The following is a 14,168-nucleotide window of genomic DNA, read 5'->3' as shown; positions in this document are numbered from 1 at the left end:
GCAGGTGTGGTGGCACCCTGGGATGGTGAACACCGCGAACGAGGCTCAGATCCGCGAGCAGACCACCCAGCGCCTGGAGAAGGCGATGGGGACCTTCGGCACCGCGGCGCTGACCAGCATGGAGGAGCAGCTCCCCTGGTTCCGGCGCATGCCCGCCGACCAGCGCTCCTGGATCGGCCTCGTGGCGCAGGCCGGCATCGCCGCGTTCGTGGAGTGGTTCAAGAGCAACGAGCGCAGCCGCCCGGCCATCGCCGGCGAGGTGTTCGGCACCGCGCCCCGCGAGCTGCTGCGCTCCATCAAGCTCCAGCACACCATCGACATGATCCGCGTCATCATCGACGTGGTGGAGACCCGGCTGGACGAGCTGGCCGCGCCCGGCGGCGAGGCCCAGCTGCGCGAGGCCATCCTGCGCTACACCCGGGACGTGGCGTTCGGCGCCGCCCAGGTCTACGCCCGCGCCGCCGAGACGCGCGCCGCCTGGGACGCCCGCCTGGAGGCCCTCGTCGTCAACGCGGTGCTGCGCGACGAGGTCGACGACGGCATGCACTCCTGGGCCGCCGCGCTCGGCTGGACGTCCAAGCCCGTCACCGTCATCGCCGGCTTCACCCCGGAGGACGAGGAGCCCGAGGTCACCATCGACCAGATGCAGCTGGCCGCGCGCCGCGCGCGCGCCGACGTGCTGGCCGGCGTCCAGGGGCACCGGGTCGTCGTCATCGTGGGCGGCGACACCGACCCGATGGAGGCCGCCCGCCCGATCGCCGCCAAGTGCGGGCCCGGCCCGGTCGTGGTCGGGCCGCAGGTCTCCGACCTCTACGAGTCCACGAGCTCCGCCCGCGCCGCCGTCGCCGGCCTGCGCGCCGCCGCCGGCTGGCCGGACGCGCCCCGTCCCGTCCTCGCCACCGAACTCCTCCCCGAGCGCGCCCTCGACGGCGACGACGAGGCGCGCCGCTACCTGGTGGACAGCGTCTACAACCCGATGCTCGCCGCCGGCGCCCCGCTCCTGGACACGCTCACCACCTATCTCGAACAGGGCTCGTCCCTGGAGGCCACCGCCCGGCTCCTGTTCGTCCACCCCAACACCGTCCGCTACCGGCTCCGCCGCGTCGCCGAGCTGACCGGCCTGGCCCCCACCGACGGCCGCAACGCCTTCACCCTCCGCATCGCCCTGGTCCTCGGCCGCTTCCACGCCCGCGCCGCCAGGACGACCGGGTAGTCAGGACGGCGGGAAGTGAGGAGCGTCGCATCGGGGGCCTCAGCCCGGGCTACAGGCGCTCACCAGGGTTTCTTGTAGGGGTCGTACAAAGCGCCAAGACCAAACTTCGTCGTGATCGGCATCGTGGGCGCGGGCACATGACGGCAGGCTGGACGCTGTGATTCTCCTCGCATCGCCCGGCCAGGGCGCCCAGACCCCCGGCTTCCTGCAGCCATGGCTAGAGAAACCCGGAGTCGCCGACCGGTTCGCCTGGTGGTCGGCGGTCACGGGTCTGGACCTGGTCCGGTACGGGACGTCCGCGGACGCCGAGGAGATCCGTGACACCGCGGTCGCGCAGCCGCTGCTCGTGGCGGCCGCGCTCGCCGCGTCCGAGGCCCTCTACGACGGCGCCCCGGGCGGGAGGACGGGGCCGGACGCCGTCGCGGGGCACAGCGTCGGCGAGCTCGCCGCCGCCGCGATCGCCGGGGTGCTGACCCCCGAGGCCGCGCTGGTCCTCGTCCGGGAGCGGGGCCGGGCGATGGCCGAGGCCGCCGCCGTCACCGAGACCGGGATGACGGCCGTGCTCGGCGGCGAGGCCGACGAGGTGCTCGCCGCGATCGACAAGCACGGCCTCACCCCCGCCAACGTCAACGGCGCCGGCCAGATCGTCGCCGCCGGGACGACCGAGCGGCTCGCGAAGTTCGCCGACGAGCCGCCCCCCAAGGCGCGCCTGCGGTCGCTGTCGGTCGCGGGGGCCTTCCACACCGAGCACATGGAGCCCGCCGTCGGGGCCCTGCGCCGCCTCGCGCCCGGCGTGCCCGTCGCCGACCCGCGGGCGAAGCTGCTCCAGAACCGCGACGGCGCCGTCGTCGAGAGCGGCCGCGACTTCGTCGCCCGGCTCGTCGAGCAGGTCAGCGCCCCCGTCCGCTGGGACGCGTGCATGGAGACCATGCGCGAGCTCGGCGTCACCGGGATCATCGAGCTGCCGCCCGCCGGGACGCTCACCGGCCTGGCCCGGCGCGAGCTGAAGGGCATCGAGCTGGTCGCCCTCAAGACCCCCGCCGACCTGGACAAGGCCCGCGAACTGATCGAGGCGGACGCGTCATGACCGCAGCGCTCACCATCCCCGAGGCGGCGCCCGGCGCCCGCATCCTGGCGTTCGGCGACTACCGGCCCGCCCGCATCGTCACCAACGACGACCTCGCGCAGACCGTCGACACCAACGACGAGTGGATCCGCAGCCGCGTCGGCATCACCGAGCGGCGCATCGCCGGCGACGACGAGGGCATCGTCGAGCTCGGCGCGCACGCCGCCGGCAAGGCGCTGGCGGGCAGCGGCCTCGCCCCCTCCGACATCGACCTGGTGATCCTCGCGACCTGCTCGGCCGAGACGCCGATGCCGGGCCACGCCGCGCAGATCGCGCACCGCCTCGGCATCGAGGCGCCCGGCGCGTTCGACCTCAACGCCGCCTGCGCCGGCTTCTGCTACGCGCTCGCCACCGCCAGCGCCGCCGTCCGGGCGGGCAGCGCCCGCAACGCGCTGGTCATCGGCGCCGAGAAGATGTCCCAGTGGATCGACTGGACCGACCGCTCCACCTGCATCATCTTCGCCGACGGCGCGGGCGCGGCGGTCGTCAGCGCCAGCGAGACCCCCGGCATCGGCCCCGTCGTGTGGGGCAGCGCCGGCGACAAGTACGACAAGATCATCATCGAGGACCGCAACTCGTTCATCCGGCAGGAGGGGCAGGCGGTGTTCCGCTGGGCCACCACCGCCATCGCGCCGATCGCGATCCAGGCGTGCGAGCGGGCCGGGGTCAAGCCCGAAGAGCTCGCCGCCGTGGTCCCGCACCAGGCCAACCTGCGGATCATCGAGGCGATCGCCCGCAAGGTGAAGGCGTCCAACGCCGTCGTGGCCGACGACATCAGGCAGTCCGGCAACACCTCGGGCGCCTCGATCCCGCTGGCGCTGTCCCGAATGATCGAACGCGGCGACGTGCCGTCCGGCGCCCCGGCCCTGCTGGTCGGATTCGGTGCGGGGCTGTCCTACGCTGCCCAAGTCATCCAGATCCCGTAGGCCGTCACGCCTGCTCGCAGGCTCTGGACCAACCCACCGAAGGAGAACCCAGGAACATGAAAGAAGTCGCCACCGAACAGGAGATTCTGGACGGCCTCGCGGAGATCATCGATGAGATCGTCGGCATCGACAAGTCCGAGGTGACCCCGGAGAAGAACTTCATCGACGACCTCGACATCGACTCGCTGTCGATGGTGGAGATCGCGGTGGCCGCCCAGGACCGCTTCGGCGTCGAGATCCCCGACGACGAGCTGCGCAACCTCAAGACGGTCAAGGACGTCATCAACTTCGTCCAGAACCTGCAGAGCTGAGCCGCAGGAGGGCGCGCCGCCACCCGGGAGGCGGCGCGCCCTCCCTCCTCCCCTCACAGTCCGCAAGGAGCACGCACTATGAGCAAGAGCCAGACCAGGGTCGTGGTGACCGGTCTCGGTGCAACGACCCCACTCGGCGGCGACATGCCGTCGACCTGGTCCGCCCTGCTCGCCGGCGAGTCCGGTATCCGCAAGCTGGACTGGGAGGGGGTCGAGGACCTGCCGGTCCGGTTCGCCGCGACGCTGAAGGTCGACCCGTCCGAGGTGATGCCGAAGCAGAACCTGCGGCGTCTCGACCGCAACCAGGCGATCGCCCTGATCGCCGCGCGCGAGGCCTGGACGTCCGCCGGGTTCGCCGCGCCGACGGGCGGCAAGCCCCAGAAGGGCATGGACCGCGCCGGCGTCGACGGCGGCTTCACGGTCGACGGCGAGCGCCTCGGCGTGGTGCTGTCCAGCGGCATCGGCGGCCTGCACACCGCCCTCAACAGCTATGACGTCTTCCGGGAGAAGGGCTGGTCGCGGGTCTCGCCCTTCACCGTCCCGATGCTGATGCCGAACGGCGCCTCCGGGCACGTCGGCATCGAGTTCGGCGCGATGGCCGGCTCGCACGCCCTGGTCAGCGCCTGCGCGTCCAGCGGCGAGGCGGTCGGGTACGCCATCGACATGATCCGCGCCGGCCGCGCCGACGTGGTGATCTGCGGTGGCACCGAGTCGTGCATACACCCCCTGCAGATGGCCTCGTTCGGGGCGATGCGGGCGATGTCGACCCGCAACGAGGAGCCCGCGCGCGCGTCCCGGCCCTACGACAAGAACCGCGACGGCTTCGTGCTCGGCGAGGGCGCCGCCGTGATGATCCTCGAATCGGAGGAGCACGCCCGCGCCCGCGGCGCGAACGTCCACGGCATCGCGGCCGGCTGCGGCTACTCCGGCGACGCCTACGACATCGTGCTGCCCGACCCGTCCGGCGCCGGGCAGGCCAAGGCGATGCAGCGGGCCCTCAAGGACGCGGGCCTGGAGCCCGGCGACCTCGTCCACATCAACGCGCACGCCACCTCCACCCCCGCCGGCGACGTCGCGGAGCTCGCCTCCATCAAGGCGGGGCTCGGCGAGGAGGCCGCGCGCCAGGTGGTCATCACCGCGACCAAGTCGATGACCGGGCACATGCTCGGCGGCGCCGGCGCGCTTGAGTCGATCTTCACGGTGCTCGCGCTCAAGGAGGGCCTCGTGCCGTTCGTGGCCAACCTGGAGGACCTCGACGACGAGGTCGACCTCGACATCGTGCGGGACGAGCCGCGCAAGCTCCCGGACGGCCCGGCGGCGGCGCTCAACAACTCGTTCGGATTCGGCGGCCACAACGTGTCGGTCGCCTTCCAGCGCGCTCTCTGAGCCATCCTCACCGAACGGCCCGACGGGTTTCGACCCGTCGGGCCGTTCGCGCGTGCACAGACCCGACGCGTCGGTTCACCGTCGGGTGATGGCCTGCTCGAGCAGGTCCTGAAGGGTGCGCTGCTGCTCGGCGGTGAGGCCGGCCAGCGGTGAGTCCTGGACGAGGAGTTCGAGGAGCCGTTCGCGGAGCACGTCGCCGTCAGCGGTGAGGACGAGCAGCTTGGCGCGGCGGTCGGTGGGATGGGCCCGGCGCTCGACCAGTCCCTGCTTCTCCAGCTTGTCGATGACGAAGGTGGCGTTGGAGGGCTCGCAGCTCATGCGCTCGGCGAGCTCCCGCATGGTCATCGGTCCGGTCATCTCCCGCAGCGCGGTGGCCTGCGCCGCGGTGAGGCCCAGGGTGACGGCGCGGTCGCGTACGTGATCGGCGATCTGCTGGGCCAGTCCGTTCACCAGACCGCACACCTCGCGCTCGGCGGCCGCCTGTGGCTCCCGGGGCGTTGTCATGCCCCCATCCTAGCAAGTGCATCAAGTCATAATAATTAGAGCTTGAATGTTTCTAGCTTGATGCTTATGGTGGGTGCCGTCGCCGCGGGGTCGGCGACGACCTGGCACCGAAGAAGGGAAGGGATCATGACGAACTCCGTGGTCGACCAGGCCGAGCGGTTGCGGCGGCCGGCGGGAATCCACTCGCTCACGCTGGGCGACATGAGGGTCTCCTACGTACCGGACGGCGCCGTGCGGCTCCCTCCGCGCGGCTGGCTCCCGGACACCACCGAGGAGGTGTGGATCACCCACCCGGACTACCTGGACGCCTCCGGTCACCTCGTGGCGAGCATCGGCGGCCTGCTGGTGGAGCACGGCGACCGCGCCCTGCTGATCGACGCGGGGTTCGGGCCGCAGTCGCTGCCGCCCGACCCGAGCACCCCGCGCGGCGACATCCACGGGGGCGCGCTTCTGGAGAGCCTGGCCGAACTCGGCCGCGGGCCGGAAGAGATCGAGGCCGTCGCCTTCACCCACCTTCACTCCGATCACCTCGGCTGGGCCTGGCATCCCGCCCCCGGGAGCGACCGCCCCGTGTTCGCCCACGCCGACTACCTGGTGTCCGAGTCGGAATGGGCCGAGCGCGACGTGATGGCCGAGGAGGTCACCGCCATGGCGTCGCGCGTCAGGACGGTGGCAGAGGGCCAGGAGATCTTCCCGGGGGTGCGGGTCCGGATCACCGCGGGGCACACGGCCGGCCATGCCGAGTACGTCGTCACCTCGGGCGGACAGCGGCTGATCGCGTTCGGCGACGCCCTGCACTCACCGATCCAGATCGACCACCCCGAATGGTCCGCGTCCGTCGACCACGACCCCGCCCGGTCCGCCGACCACCGCCGCCGCCTCGTCGCCGAGCTGGAGGAGCCCGGCACGATCGGCTTCGGCGTCCACTTCGCCGACGTGGTGTTCGGGCGGGTCCGGCGGGACGGCGACGGCCCCGCGTGGCGTCCCGTGGATGCGGACGCCTCCCCCGCGGCCTGGCACCGCCCGTGACCACGACCCTCGCGTGCGGGCTCCGAGACTAGGGGACCCTGAGGGTGACGAGTGCGATGTCGTCGCGCGGCACGCCGTCCTGGAACCCGAGGACGCGGTCGACGATGCGTCCGGTGATGGCGTCGGCGGCGTGGGCCCTGACGTCGGACAGCAGGGCGGCGAGCCGGTCCTCGCCGAAGAACTCCCGGCCGCGGCGCGCCTCGCTGACACCGTCGGTGAAGAACAGGACGGCGTCGCCGGACCGCAGCTCCACGGCCTCGTCGGCCAGCACCACGTCGTCGAGCAGGCCGAGCAGGTCGCCGGGACGGCCGATGGGCCGCACCTCGCCGGAGGGGGTGGCCAGGAGCGGCGCGGGATGGCCGCCGAGCGAGACGGTCAGGAGCGGCCCGCCGCCCGGACCGCACTCGATGCCGGCGTAGACGGCGGTACAGAACCGCTCCTCGCCATGGCTCAGCAGAGACGAGTTCAGCTTCCGGAGGACGTCGGCGGGCGACTCGGCCTCCGTGGCGACCGCCCGCACCGTGTACCGCGCCAGGCTCGTCACCACCGCGGCCCCGGCCCCCTTGCCGCACACGTCCCCCAGCACCAGCCCCCACCGGGCGGGAGAGATCTCGAACAGGTCGTAGAAGTCCCCTCCCACCTCGTCGCCGGCCCCTGCCGGGCGGTAGGCGCCGCCCACCTCCAGGCCGGGCACGGACGGCAGCGCGGGTGGGATGAAGCTGCTCTGAAGGGTCTCGGCGAGCTGCCGGGCGCGTGCCTCCGACTCCCGCGCGCGCCGGCGGGCGTTGAGGAGTTCCCGCTCGTACTCCCGGCGGTCCGTGGCGAGGAAGACGCAGATCCGGACGGAGAGGGACCCGCCCGGCTCCTCCGGGCGCAGCGTCGAGTTGACCAGCGCGGGCAGCCGCTCGCCGCCGGCGCACTTCAGGTCGACCGCGATCTCGCGGACCTCGCCCTGCATGGTCAGCAGCGGCCGGAAGTGCGTCTCGTAGTAGATGCGGTCCCCGACGGGGAGGAGCTCCTGGAAGCGCGTGCCGTCGAGCAGCTCTTCGGCGCGGTAGCCCGTCCAGTCGAGGAACGTCTGGTTGACCCTGGTGATCGTCCCGGGAGGACTCAGCGACAGGTGGCCGCAGGGCGCGTGCTCGTAGAGGTCCCGCAGGCGGGCGAGTTCGTCATCCGTGCCGGACATCGGGGCCACCCGGAACCTTCTCCAGAAAGGCCTTGATCGCGTCGATCGTCTCCTCGGGCGCGCTCAGGATGGGGCAGTGCCCGGTCGCCCGCAGCCGCACCAGCTCGCTTCCGGGGATGGCACGGTGCACGTAGTCCCCCACCGCCTCCGGGGCGATGATGTCCTCCGAGCACTGCAGGAGCAGTGCCGGGACGCTCAGCTCGGGCAGGTCGGCCCGGTTGTCGGACAGGAAGGTCACGCGGGCGAACTGCCGCGCGATGTCGGGGTCGGTACGGCAGAAGGCGTTGGTCAGCTCCTGGCCCAGCTCGGGCCGTTCCGCGTTCCCCATGATCAGCGGCGCCATCCGGCTCGACCAGCCGAGATAGTTGCTCTCCAGCGACTCCAGAAGCTCCGTGATGTCGGCGCCGCTGAACCCGCCGACGTAGTCCCCCTCGTCGATGTAGCGGGGAGAGGGGCCGACCAGCACGAGGCCGGCGAAGCGATGCGGCTCCCGGTTGGCGGCCAGCACCCCCATCATCGCGCTGACCGAGTGCCCGACGAAGATCACATCGCGCAGGTCCAGTTCATGGACGATGTCCAGCACGTCCTCGGCGTAGGCGTCCAGGGCGTCGTACCGGTCGGCCGAGTAGGCCGACAGCTCCGAGTTCCCCATCCCGACGTGGTCGAACAGGATGACCCGGCGGTCGGCCTCGAAGGCCGGTGCGGTGAGCCGCCACATCGTCTGGTCACAGCCGAACCCGTGCGCGAAGATCATGGGCTGACCTGACCGTCGGCCCAGGTCATGAACGTTGTTGCGGGTCAAAACGGACACTTTTCCAGCCTGCCCCGGGGCTCGCGCCTCCACACCTCCCGGGCCGACCGGTGGCGGGCATGACCGTCCTCCGCGGCGGAGCGTGCGGGTTGCGGGACGGGCACGCTCCGCGCCGGCGGGTCCGTCAGACGGCGGCGTGCAGCCAGCGGACGGGGGCGCCGTCGCCGGCCCTGCGGAAGGGCTCCAGCTCGTTGTCCCACGGCGTGCCGAGCAGCCGGTCGAGCTCCTGCTCCAGGGTGGCCTTGCCGACGGCGGCGTTCGCCATCACCGCGCGGAGCCGGTCCTCGGGGATCATGATGTCGCCGCTGGCGCCGATGACCCCGGTGAACACCCCGAGGGTCGGGGTGAAGCTGAAGCGGACGCCGTCGGTGCCGGGCGTCGGATCCTCGGTGGCCTCGAACCGCACCAGTTTCCAGTTGCGCAGCGCGGAGGTGATGCCCGCCGCCGTACCGGGCCTGCCCTCCCAATGGAGCTCGGCGCGCAGCGTTCCGGGCGCGGCCGGCTGATCTGCCCACTCAAGGGAAACGGGCACCCCGAGAACACCTGCGGCGGCCCACTCGATGTGCGGGCTCAGCGCAGGTGGCGCGGAGTGGACGTAAAAAACGCCACGTGCGGTCACCGGACCTCCTGGATCTGTACCGAGGCTCGTCTTCCCCTACGGCCTCGTACGTCCCAAGTCGGCGTCCGCGTCCCTCATTGTGCATCATCGGCCGGAGTCGCACCACCGTGAGTTCGCAGTTTGTTGAACGCTTGAACACAGGATGCACATCGTTCACCCGGCGACTCCGGCAAGATCCACTATTGCGAAGGGGAGAGAGGTGTGCCCCCCTCCCGGGGTGAGACTCGTCACGGAGCCGTCATCGGCCCGCGTTCCGCCCGTTTCCCGGCACGGAGCGTCATCGTTCCGGCACGATGAGCGAAAGGGTCGGTGCGGAGAGGGCGAGGCTCGATGTTCGATCAACAGGCCCGGCTGGACCGGGTGCTGGCGCGGCACGCGGACGCCGTCGTGGTGGAACCGATGCCGGGGCGACCGGCGCTGATCCGCCGGGACGAGATCCTGGTCGCGGGACGGGACGCGGGCGCCGCCGAGTCGCTGGTCCGGCGCTGGTACGACTCGCGCGACGACGAGGGCGGCGTCACGCGGCTGCGGCTGCGCGCCCCCGCGAAGGTCGACGTGTGCGAGCTGGCGGCCGTCCTCGGCGGCGCGGACCGGCGGCACCGCCGGCTGAGCGCGGCGCCGAACCACCTCGTCCTCGGCCAGCCGATGTGGTGGAGCGGGCCCGCGGACCTGCCCCGCCCGGCCCCTCCCCTGCCCGCGCCCGAAGGCGGCCCGGTCCGGCGGGACGTGACGGTCGCGATCCTGGACACCGGGCTGTCGCCGCACCCCTGGTACGAGGGCGAGGAGTGGTACCGCGAGCAGCGCGACGAGGCGGCGGAGGTCCTGGACGCCGATCTGGACTTCGAGTTGGACGCGCAGGCGGGGCACGGCACGTTCATCGCGGGCGTCGTGCTGTCCCAGGCGCCGTCCGCCGCGCTGCGGGCCCGCCGCGTCATCGACGGCCACGGGATCGGCGACGAGCTGGACGTGATCCGGGCGCTGGAGTGGCTCGCCGCCCGGGGCCGCGCCGACATCGTCAACATCTCGCTCGGCTGCCACACCTACGACGACCGCCCCTCGCCGGTGCTCTCCCAGGCGATCGCCGCGCTCGGCCGCCGCACGGTCGTCGTGGCGTGCGCGGGGAACACCGCGACGGACCGCCCGTTCTGGCCCGCCGCGATGAAGCCGGTCATCGGCGTCGCCGCCCTGGACGGCGACGACCGGGCCTGGTTCTCCAACCACGGATGGTGGGTGGACGCCTGCGCGCAGGGCGTCGGCGTGGCCAGTGCCTTCGTCCGGTTCGACGGCCCGCGCTCCGCGGTGGACGGTACCGATCCCGACCGGTTCGACGGCTATGCGACATGGAGCGGGACGTCGTTCGCGACGCCCGTCGTGGCGGGACGGATCGCCGCCCTCGCTGCGGAGGAGGGCATCGGCGCGTCCGAGGCGGCCGACCGCGTGCTCGATCCCGCACGGCACCCGGTACTTCCCGGCCTCGGCACCGAAGTGCACGCCGCGTCATCGCTCGATGTCATAGGGTGAAAGGGGAGCGGGGGGCCTCGGGAGGAGACTTCGGTGGCCCGTAGGGACGATACGGACGAGCTGGTGGTCCGGGCACGCGACGGCGACGGTGACGCGTGGGCCCGGCTGGTCGAGCGGCACAGCGGGCTGCTGTGGTCGATCGCGCGCTCGTACGGGTTGAACGACGCCGACGCGGGCGACGCGGTGCAGACCACGTGGCTGCGGCTGGTGGAGCGGATCGACGAGCTCCGCGAGCCCGCCGCGGCGGCGTGCTGGCTCGCCACGACGGCGCGCCACGAGAGCCTGCGGCTGGCACGCCGGCGGGGCCGCACGCTTCCGTCGGTGCCCGCGCCGCGCGAGCCGGAGCCCGACCCCGCGCGGGTGGTCGCGGCGCGCGAGCGGCTCGGCATGGTCGGCGCGGCGCTGGAGAGGCTGCCCCTGCGCTGCCGGACGCTGCTGCGGCTGTTCGCGCTCGCGCCGAGCCACGCCGAGCTGGCCGCCGCCCTCGGGATCCCCGTCGGCAGCGTCGGCCCGACGCGGGCGCGCTGCCTGGAGTCGCTGCGGAGGCTCGTCCCGTGAACGACGACGAGCTGATGGCGGGGGTCCGTGAGACGTTCCGGATCCTCGACCCGGTGCCGGCGGCCGTCCTCGCGGCGGCCCGCGCGTCGATCGCGTGGCGGGCGCCGGCCGCGCGGCTGGCGGAGCTGGAGCACGACCGGGGCGGCCCCGCGGCGGGGGTGCGGGGAGGCCCGGCCCGGACGCTGACGTTCACCTGCCCCGACGCGACGGTCGAGATCGAGGTGACGCCGGACGGCCGGCTCCGGGAGATCCACGGGCGGCTCGTCCCGCCCGCGGAGGCGCTCGTCGAGGTCCGGCACCGCGACCTGGCGCCGGGCGGGATCACGGCGCGCACGGAGCCGGAGGGGATGTTCTGGCTGCCTCGCGTGCCCGCCGGGCTGGTGAGCCTGATCCTGCGGCTGGACGACGGCACCTCGATCGTCACGAGCTGGATCCGGCTGTGACCGGGCAGGACGAGCGCGTCCTGCTGCGGATGGCGGCGAGGGATCCCGCGACCGCCTTCACGCGGGCGCTCGCGCTGCTGGAGGACGGCGGCGGGATCCTGCCACTGCGCGTGGCCGGCCTCGCCGCCAAGGAGCTGGGCCGGCTGGACGAAGGGCTCGCCTTCCTCCAGCGCGCCCTGGAACTGGCCTCCGGGTCCGACCCGTATGCGGCGGCGCAGGTGCGGATGAATCTCGTGGGGCTGCTCACGGCGAGCGGTGACGTCACCGGGGCGCTCGCCCACGCGCGGCGGGCGGAGACCGTCCTGCACGGGCCCGACGCCGACCGTCTGGCCGCCAACAAGGCGGGCGCGCTGGCACGGGCCGGACGTCTGGAGGAGGCACACGAAGTCGCCGTGCAGGCCTTGCCCCGGTTGCGTGCCGGGCAGGATCCGGCGGCGCTCAACGGTCTGCTCACCAACCTCGGCCTGGCGCGGGTGTTCCGCGGTGACTACGACGGCGCGGAGGAGGCGCTGGCCGAGGCCGTCGCCGTCGCCGAGTCCGCCGGGTTACGCCACCAGACGGCCATGGCGAAGGGGAATCTGGCTTTCACGGTGGCGCGGCGTGGGGACGTCCCGCGCGCGCTCCGCCTCTTCGCGGAGGCCGAACAGGGCCTGACCGGTGAGCGCCTGGCGCAGTGCCGGTTCGACCAGGCGGAGACGCTCATCATGGCCGGCCTGCCGGGTGAGGCGCGTCCCGTCCTCACCGCCGCCCTGGACGCGGCCACGGCGAACGGGTACCGATGCGACACGGCGGACGGCTACCTGCTCCTCGCCCACGCCGAGCTGGCCGACGGCAACGCGGAGGAGGCCACGGTGGCGGCGGAGCGGGCCCGCACGACGTTCACCGAGCAGCAGCGCACCGGATGGGCGCTTCTTGTCGAGCATGTGCTGCTCAAAGCCCGGTGGGCGTCCGGCGAGCGAACCGCCGTCCTGCTCCGTTCGGCCACGGCCGCGGCGGAACGGCTGGAGGGCGGCGGCTGGGTGGACGCCGCCGACGAGGCCCGTATCGTCGCCGCGCGCGTGGCGCTGTCGCTGGGCCGCCCGGCAGGTCACCTGCTGGCCCCCGTCCGGCGGACGAGCGGTCCGGCCTCGGGCAGGATCGCCGCCTGGCACGCGATAGCCCTCGAACACTCCTCCCGTGACGCCCGCAAGGGCGCGGTGGCGGCGGTCAGGGCCGGGCTGGAGGTGACCGAGGAGCATGCGGAGGTCCTGGACGCGCTCGACCTGCGCGCCCGCGCGGCGGGACTCGCCACCGAGCTGGCGGAGCTCGGCCTCCGCCTGGCCGGGTCGGCGCGGGAACTGCTCGCCGTGGAGGAGCGGCGGCGGGCGATCGCGCGGCCGGTCCGCGTCCGCCCGCCCAAGGACCCGGGGCGCGCCGCGGCGCTGACCGCGCTGCGCGCCCTCAGCGTCGACCGCACGGCCGACACCGCCCGCGGCGGGACCCCGCCCGCGCCGGGGGCCGACCCGGCCGCGCGGGAGGCGCGCCTGACCGCGCTGGAGGCGAAGATCCGCGAGCGGACGCGCCGCCGCCCGTCCGGCGCGTCCCCGGGCCGCCCGGCCGCGGCCGGCGCGGTCGCCGCCGCGCTCGGCGACCGCGCCCTCGTCGAGCTGATCGCGATCGGCGACGAGCTGCACGCCGTCACCGTCGCGGGCGGCCGGACCCGCCGCCACCGCCTCGGCGCGGGCGACGGGGCGCGCCGCGAGACCGGCCTGCTCCGTTTCGCCGCCCGCCGCCTCGCCGAGGACGGCGGGCCGCCCGCGCCGCCCGCCCTCGCGGGCGCGGCCGAACGCCTCGACCGCCTCCTGCTCGCCCCGCTGCGGCCCGTCCTGGGCGACCGCGAGCTGGTCATCGCCCCGACGGGAGTCCTGCACGGGCTGCCCTGGGCGGCGCTCCCGTCCCTGGCGGGGCGCCCGTTCACTGTCGTCCCGTCCGCCGGGGCCTGGCTCCACGCCCGCACGCGCGCCCCCTCCGGCGGGCACGCCGTCCTCGTGGCGGGCCCCGACCTGCAGCACGCCGACCGCGAGATCGCCGCCCTCCGCCGCCTCCACCCCGGCGCCGTCGTCCTGGACGGCCCTGACGCCCGCGCCGAACCCGTCCGCGACGCCCTGGAAGGGGCCGCCCTCGCCCACATCGCCGCGCACGGCGAGTTCCATCAGGGCAACGCCCTGTTCTCCCGGCTGCGCCTGGCCGACGGCCCCCTCATGGTCCACGACCTGGACGAGCTGGCCGATCCGCCGCACCTGATCGTCCTGTCCGCGTGCGACATCGGCCGCGCCGACGAGGGGGACGCCGTCCTCGGCATGGCCGGCGCCCTGCTGGCCCTGGGCACCGCGACCGTGATCGCCAGCGTTCTGCCCGTCCGGGACGACGCGACCCCGGCCTTCATGACCGCCTTCCACACGGCGCTGGCGACCGGGAAGACCCCCTCACGGGCGCTGGCCGGCACCTCCCGGGCCCCGGCCACGACCGGTTTCCTGGCCATGGGCGCCGGCTGAA

General features: G+C 73.7%; 14 protein-coding genes. 10 read left to right on the top strand and 4 right to left on the bottom strand.

Annotation, left to right across the window (positions count from 1 at the left end; genetic code table 11):
- The first annotated feature begins 25 nt into the window (after positions 1–25).
- From AB0H37_RS04760 to AB0H37_RS04740, 5 genes are all read left to right on the top strand, one after another.
- A complete protein-coding gene (locus AB0H37_RS04760; RefSeq protein ID WP_329087697.1) occupies positions 26–1,213 on the top strand; it encodes a helix-turn-helix domain-containing protein in 1,188 nt (395 codons plus the stop codon).
- Between the two features lie 157 nt (positions 1,214–1,370).
- Positions 1,371–2,300 carry an ACP S-malonyltransferase gene (locus AB0H37_RS04755; RefSeq protein ID WP_360611399.1) on the top strand — a complete coding sequence of 310 codons (930 nt, stop codon included), beginning with the start codon at positions 1,371–1,373 and terminating at the stop codon, positions 2,298–2,300.
- Positions 2,297–3,265, top strand: a complete 969-nt coding sequence (locus tag AB0H37_RS04750) for a beta-ketoacyl-ACP synthase III (protein ID WP_179836498.1) — start codon at positions 2,297–2,299, stop codon at positions 3,263–3,265. The genes AB0H37_RS04755 and AB0H37_RS04750 overlap by 4 nt, the downstream gene beginning before the upstream one ends.
- Before the next feature lie 56 nt (positions 3,266–3,321).
- Positions 3,322–3,576 carry an acyl carrier protein gene (locus tag AB0H37_RS04745; protein WP_179836499.1) on the top strand — a complete coding sequence of 85 codons (255 nt, stop codon included), beginning with the start codon at positions 3,322–3,324 and terminating at the stop codon, positions 3,574–3,576.
- 78 nt (positions 3,577–3,654) lie between these two features.
- Positions 3,655–4,962: a beta-ketoacyl-[acyl-carrier-protein] synthase family protein gene (locus AB0H37_RS04740; RefSeq protein ID WP_179836500.1), complete on the top strand. Its 1,308-nt coding sequence runs from the start codon at positions 3,655–3,657 to the stop codon at positions 4,960–4,962.
- A 75-nt stretch (positions 4,963–5,037) separates the two neighbouring features.
- On the opposite strand, the gene AB0H37_RS04735 is transcribed toward AB0H37_RS04740, so the two are convergent.
- Positions 5,038–5,466 (bottom strand): MarR family transcriptional regulator, encoded by a 429-nt coding sequence (locus AB0H37_RS04735; protein ID WP_360611396.1) that lies wholly within the window; start codon positions 5,464–5,466, stop codon positions 5,038–5,040.
- Between the two features lie 126 nt (positions 5,467–5,592).
- Between AB0H37_RS04735 and AB0H37_RS04730 the strand changes: the two genes are divergently transcribed.
- On the top strand, positions 5,593–6,495 hold the full coding sequence (locus tag AB0H37_RS04730) for an MBL fold metallo-hydrolase (RefSeq protein ID WP_360611394.1): 903 nt from the start codon (positions 5,593–5,595) through the stop codon (positions 6,493–6,495).
- Between the two features lie 28 nt (positions 6,496–6,523).
- On the opposite strand, the gene AB0H37_RS04725 is transcribed toward AB0H37_RS04730, so the two are convergent.
- The 3 genes from AB0H37_RS04725 to AB0H37_RS04715 form a co-directional block, all read right to left on the bottom strand.
- Positions 6,524–7,681 (bottom strand): SpoIIE family protein phosphatase, encoded by a 1,158-nt coding sequence (locus tag AB0H37_RS04725; RefSeq protein ID WP_329087687.1) that lies wholly within the window; start codon positions 7,679–7,681, stop codon positions 6,524–6,526.
- On the bottom strand, positions 7,665–8,435 hold the full coding sequence (locus AB0H37_RS04720; protein ID WP_360611392.1) for an alpha/beta hydrolase: 771 nt from the start codon (positions 8,433–8,435) through the stop codon (positions 7,665–7,667). The genes AB0H37_RS04725 and AB0H37_RS04720 overlap by 17 nt, the downstream gene beginning before the upstream one ends.
- Before the next feature lie 181 nt (positions 8,436–8,616).
- Entirely contained in the window at positions 8,617–9,111 is a 495-nt protein-coding gene (locus tag AB0H37_RS04715; protein WP_179836505.1) for a DUF3145 domain-containing protein, read from the bottom strand.
- A 330-nt stretch (positions 9,112–9,441) separates the two neighbouring features.
- Here AB0H37_RS04715 and AB0H37_RS04710 point away from each other — a divergent pair, with 330 nt between their 5' ends.
- Genes AB0H37_RS04710 through AB0H37_RS04695 form a run of 4 tightly spaced genes read left to right on the top strand, consistent with a single transcriptional unit; the run spans position 9,442 to position 14,167 of the window.
- Positions 9,442–10,632, top strand: a complete 1,191-nt coding sequence (locus AB0H37_RS04710; protein ID WP_329087684.1) for a S8 family serine peptidase — start codon at positions 9,442–9,444, stop codon at positions 10,630–10,632.
- 33 nt (positions 10,633–10,665) lie between these two features.
- Positions 10,666–11,190, top strand: coding sequence for a sigma-70 family RNA polymerase sigma factor (locus AB0H37_RS04705; RefSeq protein WP_229810146.1), 525 nt, complete (start codon positions 10,666–10,668; stop codon positions 11,188–11,190).
- On the top strand, positions 11,187–11,633 hold the full coding sequence (locus tag AB0H37_RS04700) for a hypothetical protein (protein ID WP_360611389.1): 447 nt from the start codon (positions 11,187–11,189) through the stop codon (positions 11,631–11,633). The genes AB0H37_RS04705 and AB0H37_RS04700 overlap by 4 nt, the downstream gene beginning before the upstream one ends.
- Entirely contained in the window at positions 11,630–14,167 is a 2,538-nt protein-coding gene (locus AB0H37_RS04695; protein WP_360611387.1) for a CHAT domain-containing protein, read from the top strand. Before AB0H37_RS04700 ends, AB0H37_RS04695 begins: the two co-directional genes overlap by 4 nt.
- Position 14,168: the final 1 nt, after the last annotated feature.

This window comes from Actinomadura sp. NPDC023710 (assembly GCF_040639875.1).
Taxonomy (GTDB): domain Bacteria; phylum Actinomycetota; class Actinomycetes; order Streptosporangiales; family Streptosporangiaceae; genus Spirillospora; species Spirillospora citrea.
Note: the sequence above shows the minus strand (reverse complement) of the source record. Positions and strands in the feature narration are given on the sequence as shown.